Consider the following 13,575-nt stretch of genomic DNA (forward strand, 5'->3'; position numbering starts at 1 on the left):
CGCGCCGCGGCGCCGTGCGGTGCGCCGTCCCGAGGCCACGCGCCCCGACGGCACCGGACCGACCGGCGCCGAACGCTCCTCCGGGGGTGCCTACGAGGCCGAGGTCCCGACCAGCGGCCCCGCACTGACCGTCTCCGGCGGCGCAGGTCGACAGGGGGCCAGGTCCGCATGACGACCGATTCGATCGATTCGATACTCGTCGTCTGCACGGGGAACATCTGCCGCTCCCCCGTGGGCGAGGGGCTGCTGCGTCATCGCCTTGCTCCTCGGCGCATCGCCGTCAGCAGCGCGGGAACGCACGCCGTGGTGGGGCGCCGTCCGGTCCCGGAGGCGATCAGCACGGTGCTGGAGTCCACCGGCGAGGAGCTGCGCGGCAGGGGCACGCAGCTCACCCTCGAGGCGGTCGAGGCCGCTGATCTCATCCTCACGATGAGCACGAGGCAGCGTGCTTCCGTCACCGCGCTCTCGCCGCGCGCCGTGCGGCGCACCTTCACCCTGCTCGAGTTCACGCGGATCACCGAGCTGCTCGGCGACGACGAGGTCCACGGCTCGCTCGCCGATCTGGTGCGCGCCTGCGCCCCTCTCCGCCGGCTCGCGAACGCGTCCCTGGCGGGCATGGACATCGCGGATCCCTACGGCGGCCCGCCGGCGGGATACGTGAAGAGCTTCAGCATGATCGCCACCGCGGTGGACGACTCGGCCCGCGCGATCGGTCGAAGCCTCGAGGAGCCCTTGCCGAGCTGAGAGCCGCGTCGCTCTGTGCCCGGTGGGCGAGGGGGCGTGCGCCGACGAGGCGTACGCCCCCTCGTCATTCTGTCGGCACATCGGCATGTCGGCACATCGCCCCGAAGGCATGGAGGTCTGCGAGCCCGGGGCCCTCGAGTTTGCGAGCGGGGGCGCAGGACTCGTCGGTGGATACGACGGTCACCGGTCGGCGAGACGGCCCAGCGGGCCCGTCAGCGGGCGCGACGGCTGTCGGCGCGTGCGACAGCGGTCAGCGCGAGCGACGGCAGCGGGCCGGGCCGCGTCACTGCCCGAGGTAGGTGCGGTACGGGATGACCTCGCCGTAGTTCTGGACGCCCAGGGCGTAATACGCGACGGCGGCCAGGAGGACCAGAAGGGTGATCAGCGTGCGGTCCTGCATCTTTGCGATGCGGTTGGGCACGAGCAGGATCGCGAAGATCCCGAAGTAGCCGGACAACCGGCTCAGCACGATCGCCTGGGTCCCGACGATCATCAGGGCCACGCCGGCCAGGACCAGCACGGCGAGCTGGGATTCCAGGCGGGTCAGCGGCGCCCTGCGGCTGCCGACGAACACGACCAGAACCAGCAGCGCCAGGTAAGCGATGATCGACAGGTACGAGCCGATGCCCGTCTGCCCCGAGTCGAGATAGTCCCCGTAGCGCGGGTTGAGCACCTCGAGGAAGGAGACGAGGAAGGGCGCGGCCCGCACGCCCGCGGCGGCCACCAGTGCGCCTCCGAGGAAGAACAGCGTGGTCTGGAGGGTGGGACGCCAGCGGCGCACCACCAGCATCACGACGATCGCGAGGATCGCCGTCATATGGAAGCTGAGGGCGATGATCGCGAGCACCCAGAACACGACGTTCTTCCTGCCCAGGTAGGTCCAGGCGAGGAAGAGGAGCGCGACGGCGATGTACTGCCGCAGCGCGTTGAAGGACGAGGTGTACTCGAAGGCGACGAAGAGCGCGACGGCGAAGCCCGGGTCCATGGACAGCCGCTTGATGCCGAGATAGACGGGCAGCACGGTCAGGACCGCCGCGACCCAGAACAGCGCCTTCGGGTCCTCCGTGAACGCCTTGATCACGAGCATCAGGAGCGTGTACCCGACCTCCTGCGTGGACTCGGCGAAGTCGCTCGCCCAGTCGTCGGGATTCATGCTGTTGAAGACCAGCTCGTAGGTCGGGTAGTCGGTGCCCACGTCGTAGCGGAGTCCGGAGAATGCGATGAGCACCGTCACGGCCGCGACGTCGAAGACCGTCCATCGCCGTGCGGCCCGGGCGGTCTCCTCCTCGGTGACGATCGCGCCGGCGGACCGGGCGCGGTACCTGGTCGAGCTCGCCGTCCTGGTCGCGAGGGCGACGCCGGCGGAACCGGGACGGTAGCGGGACGTGGAGAGGGTCCTTGTGCCCGTCGACCCCGTGCCCGCGGCCCGCGGGCCGACCGTCCGGCCCTGGACGTCGGCGGCCCCGGCCGTGGGCACCTCACGCGGGCGCTTCAGAGCCACCCGGAAGCTGAGCGCGGCGAGCGCCGTCACGACCACGAGCAGGATGAAGTAGGGCGTCATCGGGTCCCTCCCCCGTTCCCGAGGCCCGCGGCTCCCCGTGCGGCGGGCAGATGGCTCACAGCGCGTACCTCGTCCCGTGCGGGTACTCGCCGCTGATCGTCGAACGCGCGAACTCCAGCAGGGTGTCCGCGGCATGGACGTAGGAGAGGGTGGACGCCTCCGGCAGGGCGGGGCCCTCACCGCGGGCGGCGCCGAGCACGCGGTCGGCGAGCGCCTCGACATCGTCCTCGGGAGCGAGCTGCACGGCGGGCAGGTCCCGCACGCCCTTGACGTCGAAGCCGACGACGGGCAGGCCGATCGCGATTGCCTCGAGGCCCACACGCGGCAGACCCTCCCAGCGGGAGGTCTGCACGAGCACGTGGGAACGCTCGAAGTGCGGGACCGGGTCGGCGACGCCGTGACGGACCACGAGCCCCTCGACGTCGCTGCGGGAGCTCCGGGCGTCGAAGAGCTCACCCTCTCCGAGCATGTCCACGACCACGTCCACGCCGCGGTCGCGCAGCACGTGCGCGAGCCGGACGGCGGCGGCGGGATTCTTCCGCTCTGAGAACTCCCCGCACCACACCAGGCGCAGCGGCTCCTCCCCCTCGCGCCAGGGCATCGGGGCACGGCGCACGAAGCGCTCGGTGTCCAGCCCCACGCCGCCCAGGAGACGCAGGCGCGGGATGCGGGTCGCGTGCCGGTCGAACCAGTCCTGGTCGGCGGAGTTGATGCACACGATCCCATCGGTGCGGTGCACCAGGGCCCGCTCGACGGCGCGGAAGGGCAGGTCCATGAGGTGGTTCCCGTTCCAGTGCAGGCCGTGGCAAAAGTACACCACCGGCACTCCCACCCTGGCGGCGCGCACCAGCATGGACGCGGTCGCGGTGTTGGTGATGACCACGTCGATGCCCTTGTCCCGCGCCCATTCGCGCAGTTCGGCCCGTGCGCGCCAGTTGCGTGCGGACGGCTTGCGTGTGATCGAGGGCAGCACCGCGGGGCGATCGAAGGTCTCCGCGAGGGAGCCGGCCGCGGGCTCGACGACCGCGCCCTGCTCGCGCCACCGCTCGGCGATCTCGAGGAAGAAGGCATCCAGCGTCGCGCCCACGGAGGTGAGCAGGCCGATCACCGGCGCATGCCGTCGAGCGGCGGGCGACCGCTCCGCCTCCGAGGCGACCGGCCGCGGCTGAGGCGACCGCTCCTGCGCCGAGCGCTCCGACGCGGGATGCTCCCGCGGCCGCTCCACCGACGTCGACGCTGCGGCGATATCCGGCGTCATCCCAGTGGCCCCGGCCTCTGCATGTCCCGTCACGTCGGGGCTCCTTCCAGACGAGGGCCGCTGAGCGTCGAACCCCGAGACGAACAGCTCGATGCCCGTTTTGTCCATTTGATGGCACTCCTACTCTAGGCCAGGGACGGGGGTCGCGGAAGTGCCCGGCTCGGACCACATGGACAGCCGCGGCCGCGGAGGCGGGAAGCCCGGCTGAGGCCGCTCGACATAGGCGATCAGCACCGGTGGTCGACCGCCCATCAGCAACGGGGCGTTCTCGTGGGTGGGGAAGACCGATCCCGGGCCCGGCGGGACGAAGCCGTTGCGCTCGAGCGCCTCGCGCAGCGCCGGGGTGAGCTCGACCTCCGGGGCGATGCCCATCCAGCATGTCCGCTCCCGGGAGCGCACCCGGCTGACCAGGAGCAGCAGCGCCTCCTCGAGGAGCACTCCTCCCCCGAGCAGCTCGGCGCCGAGCGCGAGGTCCCCGATCAGCACCATGCCGCCGCCGAGGGCCTGGACCGTCCCTCCCAGCAGCACCCGGTCCTTCCGGTCCCGGCACTGCCAGGCTCCGTCGTCCGCGGGGCCGTCGAGGTCGAGCAGCGAGGTGGACTGCGGGCCGGGGAAGTCGGTGCTCTCCCCCGGCGCCTCCACGAAGTCGACACCGCGCCGGCGGAGCCCCCACGGTGTCGCGGAGGATCTGCAGGTCCAGCACGGGACCGATCTGCTGCACGTACTCCTGATCGATCGACATCCGCCGGTCCCACTCGACCTCGTTGCGGCCGTGGACCTGCGCATGCCCGGTGAGCCCGGCCGGGACGGTGTGCCGCGCGAACTGCTCGGCGCTGAAGCGTCCCAGGTAGTAGGTGGGCAGCGGACGGGGGCCGATCAGCCCCATGTCGCCGCGCACGATGTTCCACAGGCTCGGCAGCTCGTCGAGGCTGGTGGCACGGATGAAGCGGCCGAAGGGCACCATACGCTCGGCGTCGTCCCGGGCCGACCTCGGGCCGGGGTCTCGCATCGAGCGGAACTTCCACAGGGTGAAGATCCTCCCGCCCTGCGTCATGCGCTCCTGGGCGAAGAGCACGGGGCGCCCCATCGTGACCAGCACGCCGAGGGCGACCAGCGCCATGGGGATCGCTGCGACGACGAGTGCGCCGAGCGCGAGGACCACGTCGGCCCTGCGGCGCAGTCGGAGGTAGTTCAGCTGCCGACGGCGCAGGCGCACGGGGCGCACTCGCTGGACGGGACCGGCGAACGGAGGGTGGGAAGGGTTCACTACCACGTCCTTGCTCTGATGGTCCTCGACGCCTGATCCGCCAGGCGTCGTGCCCCGGCATGGAGCGGGAGGAGCAGCATGAACACGGTGCGCAGGAACGGGTCCAGCACCAGCTCCCACCCTCCGATGCACTCGCGGGCCTCCGCGCCCATGTCGGCCTTGAACTGCAGCAGGCCAGCTTCGGGCCCGTGGCCTCGAGCGTCGAGGCGACGCCGGCGTCGTCGTACCGGCCCACCAGCCCGGGGCGCCGGTCACCGCTGCGCGCCCTCCCCGCTCCGGGCTCTGCTGGAACCCGGCGTGGGGGGAGGTGCGCAGATATCCCCGGTAGGTGCACTCGTCGATCTCCCGCACTGCGGTGCGGGTCGTCCGCGGAGGTGCGGAGCCCTTGGCGTCCATGGCGCGGTGCCGTCAGTCGGTGCCCTCGCCGGGGACGGCGTGGCCGTCGGCGCGTCGAGAAGAGGAGCGGTAGAAGGGGAAGAAGGTGCAGTCCTCACGTTGCTCCTGCGCGGGGGCGCACAGTCGCTCGTAGCTTTCGGGCAGGAAGATCTGCTCGCCGGTGAAGTACGCCCGGTCGCCGTCGCGGGTGAAGCCCCGCTTGAAGCGCAGCAGGCTGTCGTCGACGGTGTTGGTGATGCCGCCGGCGAGGTTGTGCTCGCGGCTGCCGCCCTCGCGGGAGACGAGGATCGCGCCGACGGCGGCGACGGTGGTTGCGTTGCCCTGTAGGGCGTCGGTGCGGGTCCCGGCGATGTAGGCGTAGCTGGAGTCGTCGCGGAAGACGATCATCTCCGCGGAGAGCGGCACGCCGTGCTGGTCGGCGAAGACGTAGGCGACCTGCCCGGGCACGGCCCGGTGGATCATGCGCAGGTGGTCCTCGCTCACGCGGAACTTCTCGTGGGCGTCGCGGCGCTCCATGGTCTCGTCGTGGATCGGCAGGAAGTCCTCGATGCCGGACTCGTCGCGGACCACGCGCACGCTCATCCCCTCGGCGAGGCCCTTGCGGTAACGGCGGCGCACGCTCTTGTGGAGCGCGGCGATCGCGTCGTCCTCGCTGAACCCGTCGAGGTCGATGACGATGTGCGGGGCCTGCTCGCGCATCGTGCCCGGATAGGGCAGGCGGTGACGCTCCACAGGGGTGAAGCGGATGATCTCGCTGACGATCCGGTGCTCCCGGGCCCATCCGTGCATCGCGGCCCAGAACTCGTCGACCTGCCCCGGGCAGGCGTCCGCGGCGAGGGGACCGCCGTAGACGAGCGGGGTGTAGAGGTCGTGGAGCTCCTCGTCCAGCGGGTTCCCGGCGGCGTCGTGCGTGATGGGGCGGACGATGAAGGCGTAGTAGATCTCGGTGCCGTCGGGGAAGGACATCAGCGCGCACATCGGCTGCTCGTCCGGCTGGGCGACGGACCAGACGTAGTCGGGATGGGCGAAGATGTCCCGCTGACCGGCCCGCTCCCAGGCGAGGGCCCATTGGAAGCGGTCGGTGGGATCGGCGCCGTCGAGGACCAGGAAGGTGGTCTCGGGGTGCGGGTCGACGTGCCGCGGGGATTCGGCGTCGTGGACGGTCCGGGGTCTGGTCGTGAAGCCGGTCAGGTTGCTCATGTGGGGCTCACCTTGCTGTCGGTCGTCATCGAATGCGGGTGGGCGAACCCTTCCTCGGGGATGCCGAGGAAGGCGATCAGCGCAGGGGTCCCCTCGGGCACCTGCGCCGGGGGGAGGTCGCCGGTGGGATAGCGGACGGGGGCGTCGGGGGCGGCGTATCCGCTGCGGGCGAGGGAGGCGGCGAGCTCGGGGGCGGGCTCCTCGCCGGGGGCGAGGCAGGCCCATTCGGCCCGGTGCACGACGCGCAGGCGGCTGGCGAGCAGCAGCAGCGCCTCGTCCAGGAGCGTGTCCGCGGCGTCCTGCGCGCCCTCGCCGAGGCGGAGCGTGAGCTGGACCAGCCCCGGCTCGAGCAGCGTCGCCGTGCCGGCGAGGACGATGCGGTCCTCCCGATCCCGGCAGGTGAAGGTGCCGTCGGCGTCGGGCCCGCGGGCGGCGGGACCGCTCAGCTCGAGGTCGGTGGTGGACTGCGGGCCGGGGAAGTCGGCCATGCTCACGCCGTCCTCGTCGGTCACGCCCTTGCGGTGGAGCACCGCGGTGACGGTGTCCACGAGGATCCTCAGGTCCAGCACGAGGCCGACCCGGCGCACGTACTCCTGGTCCATGGTGAGCCGGTCGTCCCAGGCCAGGGAGTTGCGACCGTGCACCTGGGCGTAGCCGGTGAGGCCCGCGGGGACGGTGTGGCGGGCGAACTGCTCGGCGCTGAAGCGGCCGGAGTAGTCGGTGGTCAGCGGGCGCGGGCCCACCAGGGCCATGTCGCCGCGCACCACGTTCCACAGGCTCGGCAGCTCGTCGAGGCTGGTCTCCCGCAGCATCCTCCCGAAGGGGACCAGGCGCGCGGCGTCGTCGTCGGAGCCGTCGGGGGCGACAGCCCGCATGGAGCGGAACTTCCGCAGGCGGAACACGCGTCCGTCCTGGGTCATGCGCTCCTGGGTGAACAGGACCGGGCGGCCCATGGTCACCATGACACCTGCGGAGATCGCGAGCATCGGCAGCGCGCTGATCGCGAGGCCGATGCTGCCGAGGACCACGTCGGCCCGTCGGCGCCGGCGCAGATAGCTCTGCTGGCCCGGGGAGAGACGGATCGGGTCGAGGTGCTGGATCGGGCCCACGATCGTGCGGGCCCGACGACCTCGTCCCGGTGCGCCGGACTGCGTCATGTCGCAGCCTCCGTCAGCGGCGTCGCCACCGCGCGGCGGCCGAGGGCGGCGCGGAGCGTCGCGTCGATGGTCCCGCATTCGGCCTCGGTGAGCGCGGAGCCGCTGGGCAGGGTCAGGCCGGTGCGGAACAGCCGCTCGGAGGCGCCGTTGACCGCGGCGGGGATCCCGGCGAAGACGGGCTGGAGGTGCATCGGCTTCCACAGCGGGCGGCTCTCGATCCCGGCCGCGGTGAGGGCGGCGCTGAGGGAGGCGGCGTCGAACCCTGCGAGCTCCGGGTCGACGACGAGCGCGGTGAGCCAGCAGTTGTCGTGCTCGTCGCCGTCGCGCTGGAAGACCTCCACGCCGGGCACGTCCTGGACGATCCGGGCGTAGGCCTCGCGGCGGGCGCGGCGACGGGCGATCATCTCGTCCAGCCGGCGCAGCTGGGCGTTGCCCATCGCGGCCAGCAGGTTCGAGAGGCGGTAGTTGTACCCGATGTCGCGGTGCTCGTAGTGGACCGCGGGTTCCCGGGCCTGGGTGGCGAGATGGCGCACGCGGCAGGCGGCGTCCTCGTCGTCGGTGAGGTACATGCCGCCGCCGGAGGTGGTCATGATCTTGTTGCCGTTGAAGGAGAAGATCGCGGCGTCGCCGTGCTTCCCGGCGGGCAGCCCGGCGTGGTGGGCGCCGAGCGATTCGGCGGAGTCCACCAGCACCTTCGCGCCGGCGCGGTGGGCGATCTCGACGATGCGGGTGTGGTCCGCGCTGCGGCCCAGGAGGTCCACGGGCACGACGGCGGGGACGGAGACGCCCTCCTCGGCGAGCTCCTCGAGGACCTGGGCGAGCAGGTCCGGGTCCATCTGCCCGGTCGCCGGGTCGGAGTCGACGAAGTACGGGGTCGCGCCGGTGTAGCTGATCGCGTTCGCGGTCGCCGCGAAGGTCATCGTCGAGGTGGGGACCACGTCGCCGGGGCCGACGCCCCAGGCCAGCAGTCCCAGATGGAGGGCGCTGGTGCCGGAGGCGAGGGCGACGGCGTGGCGCCTGCCGATCCGCTGCGCCATCGAGGTCTCGAAGGCGTCGACGGCCGGGCCGAGCGGGGCGATCCAGCCGGAGTCGAAGGCGTCGGCGACGGCCGCGCGCTCGAGCACGGTGACGTCCGGACCGGACATGAGGATGCGTGCCATGGTTCAGAACCCCACTGCGATCGGGGCGCGGGCGGCGGCCGGCCGGGTGGCCTCCATCGCCTCGCACACGGTGGTCAGGACGTCGACGACCTGGGCGTCGCTGCGCAGCGAGCGGAGGTCGGGCAGCTCGTCGGAGGAGACCGGGACGACGGGCACGCCGCTGATCAGCGGGTGGGAGGTCTGCACGGAGTCCTCGCCGGGGGCGAAGAGGTCCTCGTGGAGCTTCTCGCCGGGGCGCAGCCCCGTGAAGACGATCTCCACGTCCTTGCCGGAGGCGTCGATCAGCTGCTGTGCGAGCTGCACGATCGGGACGGGCTGGCCCATGTCGAGCACCAGCGCGCCACCGCTCTGCCCCACGACCGCGGCCTGTAGCACGAGCTGCACGGCCTCGGAGACGGTCATGAAGAAGCGGGTGACCTCGGGATCGGTGACGGTGACCGGTCCGCCCTTCTCGATCTGGGCGATGAAGGTGTGGATCACGGAGCCGCGGGTGGCGAGCACGTTGCCGAAGCGCACGCTGAGCCAGGTGCCGTGACCGGCGGTGCGGCCCTTGTGAGCGGTGAGCCCCTCGGCGATGCGCTTGGAGTAGCCGAGCACGTTGTGCGGGTCGGCCGCCTTGTCGGTGGAGATGTTCACGAAGCGCTCCACGCCGTGGCGGTGCGCGGCCTCGAGCACGTTGTGGGTGCCGAGCACGTTGGTCTTGAAGGCCTCGTCGGGCGACTTCTCGAGCATGTTGACGTGCTTGAGAGCGGCGGCGTGGAAGACCACGTCGGGCTTGTGGCGCGCGAACACGGCGTCGAGGCGCTCGGCGTCACGGATGTCGGCGAGCTCCATGTTGTCGTTGCCGAGGTCGGCGGTGCCGCCCATGGTCAGCAGCAGTGCATGCAGGGCCGACTCGTCGCGGTCCAGCATCACGAGCTCGGCGGGCTCGGCGGCGGCGATCTGTCGGCACAGCTCCGAGCCGATGGAGCCGCCGGCGCCGGTGACGAGCACCGTCTTCCCGCGCAGGAGCTCGTTGATGGTGCTCAGGTCGGTGTCGACCGGGCGGCGGCCGAGGAGGTCGGCCGGCTGGATCTCGCGCAGGTCGGTGTGGTGGACCCCGTCGATCATCTCGTTCAGCGGCGGGATGATCTTCACCGGGAGCTGCAGCTCCTTGGCCACGGCGGTGAGCGTGCCCATGGTGTCGGCGGAGATGTGGGTGGTGGCGATGACGAGGACGTCCGCACCCGTGCGCTCGAGGGCGGGTCGCAGCTGGTCGGTGGTGCCGGCGACGCTCACCCCGGCGTGGCGGAGGTGGCGCTTGCGCAGGTCGTCGTCGAGGAACCCGACGGGCTTCCACGCGGAGGAGGGGTCGCGCAGCATCGAGTCGGCGAGCGCACGGCCGATGTCGCCGGCGCCGACGATCAGTGCGCGGGAGGGCTCGGCCTCCGCTTCGCGCATGACGCGGAGGGTGCGTGCCGCGAGCAGACGCACCAGGTAGCGAACGGTCGCGGCGGCGAGGATCACCATCGGGGCGGCGATGACCGGCGCGGTCATCGGCAGCATCTGCTCCGGCCACACCGCGTTGGTGGCGGTGACCACGAAGGCGGCGGCGAGGACGACGCCGGCCAGCGGCGCCATCTCGTCGAAGCTGCCTACGAGGTGACGGCCCTGGTGCAGACGCACCGCGCGGCCCAGCAGGGTGTAGACGGCGCCGGCGATCGCGGTGAGCACCAGCAGTCCGAGCAGCGGCGTGCCGGCCCCGTCGAGGGACAGGCCGAAGGAGAGCGCGAGGGTCTCGAGTCGCAGCGCGGAGGCCGCCCAGAGGCCGACGAACCACATCAGGGCGTCGATGAGGATGAACGGCACCGGCGCGGGATGGAGGTCCCGGTCGTAGAGGGGGTCGAGGTCGGCATCGCGGACGGGCTGCCCATCCTCGCTGATCCGTCGCGGGCTGGATGCTGCGGGCCGCAGGACGGCATGCAGAGAGATGATGGACACGACTCCCCCTCTTCCGATGGTGCGAACCCCCTCGGACCTGCGACGTCACCGTCGATGTCCGATTTGCCCGCCTTGTGACGGTTCGTACCATACGTCAGGTTCCGGTCCTTGTGAAGCGGGGTCCGCAGATGTCCGACGAGTAGCCGCCGGCTGACCGACGGCCGGAGAGCGGCGACCATGAGCCGGGCGCAAGGGGGCAGCGCTGCGGCCTGCGTAGTCATGCAAGCCGCACCGGCAGTCCGATCAGCGCCCGGACAGCACGAAGCGCCGTCTCCAGCGACAGGAGACGGCGCTTCAGGGAAGGAGCGTCAGCAGTCTGCGACCGACGGGCGGTTCGCCGTGCCGGCGGTTCAGAAGTTGATGGTGATGGAGCCCGGGCTACGGGTGCCCGCCGCCGCCGCGCCGTTGGCGGCCGAGGAGACAGTGCTGTTGTTCAACCGGGAGCTACGATAGCTGCCCCCTGCTCCACCGGCGCCGCCGAAGGAGATCGATGCGGTCCCTGTGGAAGCGTTGTCCCGCACTCGCAGGGTCGTGCAGCTTCCGCTCCCGCCGCCTCCGTAACCACCTCCGCCTCCGGCGGAGACGTGCGACGTGGTGGCTGAAGCCGTCTGGACACCGTTCGCACCGTTCCCCGTGACGCCCGCCGTACCGGCTGCACCCGCCGTGCGCACGGCGCTGAGCTGCGTCTGGGAAGGGCCGACGGACGTGGTCCCGGCGGGTCCGCCTGTGCCGGCGGGCCCGCCGGATCCGCCGGGTCCGCCGCGTCCCCCGTTGGTCGTGGCCGTGGTGCTCGGCACGTTCGGGTGCGACGTCGCCGATCCTCCGCCATTCGCTCCGGCCGAACCGCCGACCGCCACGGCACCGCTGAACTGCGGGTACCCGGACGAGGTCAGCGCCGAGCCCCCACCGCCACCGCCGCCCCCTGCCACGACCAGCACCTCCGTGCCGATCACGATGGCCGAGGACCCACCCCCTGATCCACTCACGTTGTTGTTGGTCGCCTCCCCGGCGGACACCGCACTGAAGATCACGTCGCCGCCCTTGCCATATCCTCCACCGCCGGTTGCGTTCGGGGGCACGGCAACGCCCGTGGTCGTCGGTCGCACACCTCCTGCGCCGACCGTCCAGGACAGGACCGTGCCCGGCGTCACCGCCAGGTCACCGGTAATACGGGTCCCGGCGCCTCCAGTACTGCCGTTGGCGCCGCCTCCGCCCCCGCCGCCCTCCACGGTCACACAGATCCGCGTCACCCCGGCGGGGACCGTCCAGGTCCCGGTGGTCCGTGTCGACCCGGGGCCGGGGCTCGTGGCCGTGTACGTCCGCGACGGGCATTGGAAGGGCGAGGCGGCGACAGCGGGGGCGGAGACTGCCACGGCTGCGGCCGGCACCGCCCACGCCGCTGTGCGGGCCAGTCTCCGTCGGGAAATGGGCTGGTGTGGTGTGGTCATCGATGCCTGGTGCCTTTCTGGCTGCGAGTTCCGAGGCTCACGGGCGCGGTGGTCCCGATCAAGTATAGGCGTCGTCGAGTCCGGCCAGGAAGCCCCGATCGCAGGTTCCGCCCCTGTCCAGCCGCAACAGGACCGCAGGTGACAGGTTCAACCCTCCGTCGCGGTCACGCGCACGCTCTCGTGCTTGGCGGAGATGACGCCGGGGGCGTACTCCCGCCAGTCCTCGTCGATCTCGAGGCCGAGCGCGCGGGCGAGGTAGTAGCGGGGGACGTCGGCCCCGGCGAGGTGCACGAAGGGGTAGCCGCCGCCGAAGCGGGGGTTGATGTCGATGACGGAGGGCTCGCCGCCCTCGGCGAGGAACATGTCGGTGTCGATGAGTCCGGTGAGCTGCGCGGCGCGGGCGATCCTCTCGGCGGTGGCGACGAAGGGCGCGGGATCCACGGAGGCGGCCTTGTCGGTCTCGCCGGCGCGCATGCGCACCTTGCGGCGGGCGAGCACGGCCCGCAGCCCGCCGGGCTCGCGCAGATCGCCCACGATGTCCACGCCGTGCTCGAGCCCGGGCAGGCAGGGCTGGACCACGACATCCTGGCCGCTGGGGGCGGAGCCGTCGGCCGGAGCAGGGGCGGAGTCGATCGCTGCGTTGATCGCGGCGCGGACCCCGTCGGCCGGGACCAGCGCGAGCCCGGAGGAGCCGCTGCCGAGGCGGTGCTTGACCACGAGACTCTCGGAGGCGGCGGAGATCTCGGCGATGCCGGCCTCGTCATCGCCGGTGACGGTGCGCGGGGTGGGCACCCCGATGGCCTCGAGCAGCTGGGCCATGCGGAGCTTGTCGGCGCAGCCGAGCTGCCAGACGCGGTCGACGCCGGGCACGAGGATGCCGCGCTCGCGCATCCGATCGGCGAGGTCGGTGGCGACATGCAGGTGCATGAGCTCGTAGTCGTTCACGGAGAGGAACACCGCCGGACGCAGCTCGTCGACGAGCTCGAGCAGCGCGGGCCCGTAGGCGGGGTCGACGTAGCGCGGGAGCGTGCGCCCGATGTCCCCGTAGCTCGCCGCGGCACTGGTCGGATCGTTCTCGGTGACGACCACACGACCGTCGAGACCGAAGTCCGCGAAGGCCTCGCGGAACCAGTCCACGAGGTACAGCCGCCGTCCGGCCGACCCGATCACCACGGTGGGTGCTGCGCTCATCGCACGCTCCTCCTCATGTTCCGAGCAGGGCGTCCGTCGCCCTCTCCCCCGGTCGCGCGGCTGCTCCGCGCCCCATGGCCCCATCATGCACTGTAAGGTCGAGGAATCGGACATTTCGCCACAGAACGGAATCCCGGGGGAACCGCTGTCGGCCCCAGGGGACTCACAGCTACTGTGGCGGGAGATCCGACTCACCGGAGCTGCCGCCGTGGC

General features: G+C 71.8%; 9 protein-coding genes and 1 pseudogene. 1 reads left to right on the forward strand and 9 read right to left on the reverse strand.

The genetic code is table 11. The annotated features are described in order from the left end of the window. Window positions 1–168 precede the first annotated feature (168 nt). Window positions 169–744, forward strand: a complete 576-nt coding sequence (locus HMPREF3159_RS09285) for an arsenate reductase/protein-tyrosine-phosphatase family protein (protein ID WP_070500770.1) — start codon at window positions 169–171, stop codon at window positions 742–744. 283 nt (window positions 745–1,027) lie between these two features. On the opposite strand, the gene HMPREF3159_RS09290 is transcribed toward HMPREF3159_RS09285, so the two are convergent. From HMPREF3159_RS09290 to HMPREF3159_RS09330, 9 genes and pseudogenes are all read right to left on the reverse strand, one after another. Continuing rightward, entirely contained in the window at window positions 1,028–2,305 is a 1,278-nt protein-coding gene (locus HMPREF3159_RS09290; RefSeq protein ID WP_070500771.1) for an EpsG family protein, read from the reverse strand. 55 nt (window positions 2,306–2,360) lie between these two features. After that, on the reverse strand, window positions 2,361–3,413 hold the full coding sequence (locus tag HMPREF3159_RS09295) for a glycosyltransferase (protein ID WP_070500772.1): 1,053 nt from the start codon (window positions 3,411–3,413) through the stop codon (window positions 2,361–2,363). Window positions 3,414–3,683: 270 nt separating this feature from the next. Further along, complete coding sequence (locus HMPREF3159_RS09300; protein ID WP_070500773.1) at window positions 3,684–4,205, reverse strand: hypothetical protein; 522 nt, start codon at window positions 4,203–4,205, stop codon at window positions 3,684–3,686. Between the two features lie 37 nt (window positions 4,206–4,242). Next, window positions 4,243–5,226, reverse strand: a pseudogene (locus HMPREF3159_RS18200) (sugar transferase); the annotation flags it as partial. Between the two features lie 12 nt (window positions 5,227–5,238). Further along, on the reverse strand, window positions 5,239–6,426 hold the full coding sequence (locus HMPREF3159_RS09310) for a GNAT family N-acetyltransferase (protein ID WP_070500775.1): 1,188 nt from the start codon (window positions 6,424–6,426) through the stop codon (window positions 5,239–5,241). Beyond that, window positions 6,423–7,583, reverse strand: coding sequence for a sugar transferase (locus HMPREF3159_RS17655; protein ID WP_070500776.1), 1,161 nt, complete (start codon window positions 7,581–7,583; stop codon window positions 6,423–6,425). The genes HMPREF3159_RS09310 and HMPREF3159_RS17655 overlap by 4 nt, the downstream gene beginning before the upstream one ends. After that, the gene (locus HMPREF3159_RS09320) at window positions 7,580–8,743 is read right to left on the reverse strand and encodes a DegT/DnrJ/EryC1/StrS family aminotransferase (RefSeq protein ID WP_070500777.1); all 1,164 of its coding nucleotides are present in this window, start codon (window positions 8,741–8,743) and stop codon (window positions 7,580–7,582) included. The genes HMPREF3159_RS17655 and HMPREF3159_RS09320 overlap by 4 nt, the downstream gene beginning before the upstream one ends. Window positions 8,744–8,746: 3 nt before the next feature. Then, on the reverse strand, window positions 8,747–10,723 hold the full coding sequence (locus HMPREF3159_RS09325) for a polysaccharide biosynthesis protein (protein ID WP_070500778.1): 1,977 nt from the start codon (window positions 10,721–10,723) through the stop codon (window positions 8,747–8,749). 1,595 nt (window positions 10,724–12,318) lie between these two features. Continuing rightward, a complete protein-coding gene (locus tag HMPREF3159_RS09330; RefSeq protein ID WP_070500779.1) occupies window positions 12,319–13,362 on the reverse strand; it encodes an ATP-grasp domain-containing protein in 1,044 nt (347 codons plus the stop codon). Between the last annotated feature and the right edge of the window lie 213 nt (window positions 13,363–13,575).

The sequence above is a fragment of the Brachybacterium sp. HMSC06H03 genome (assembly GCF_001807385.1).
Lineage (GTDB): Bacteria > Actinomycetota > Actinomycetes > Actinomycetales > Dermabacteraceae > Brachybacterium > Brachybacterium conglomeratum.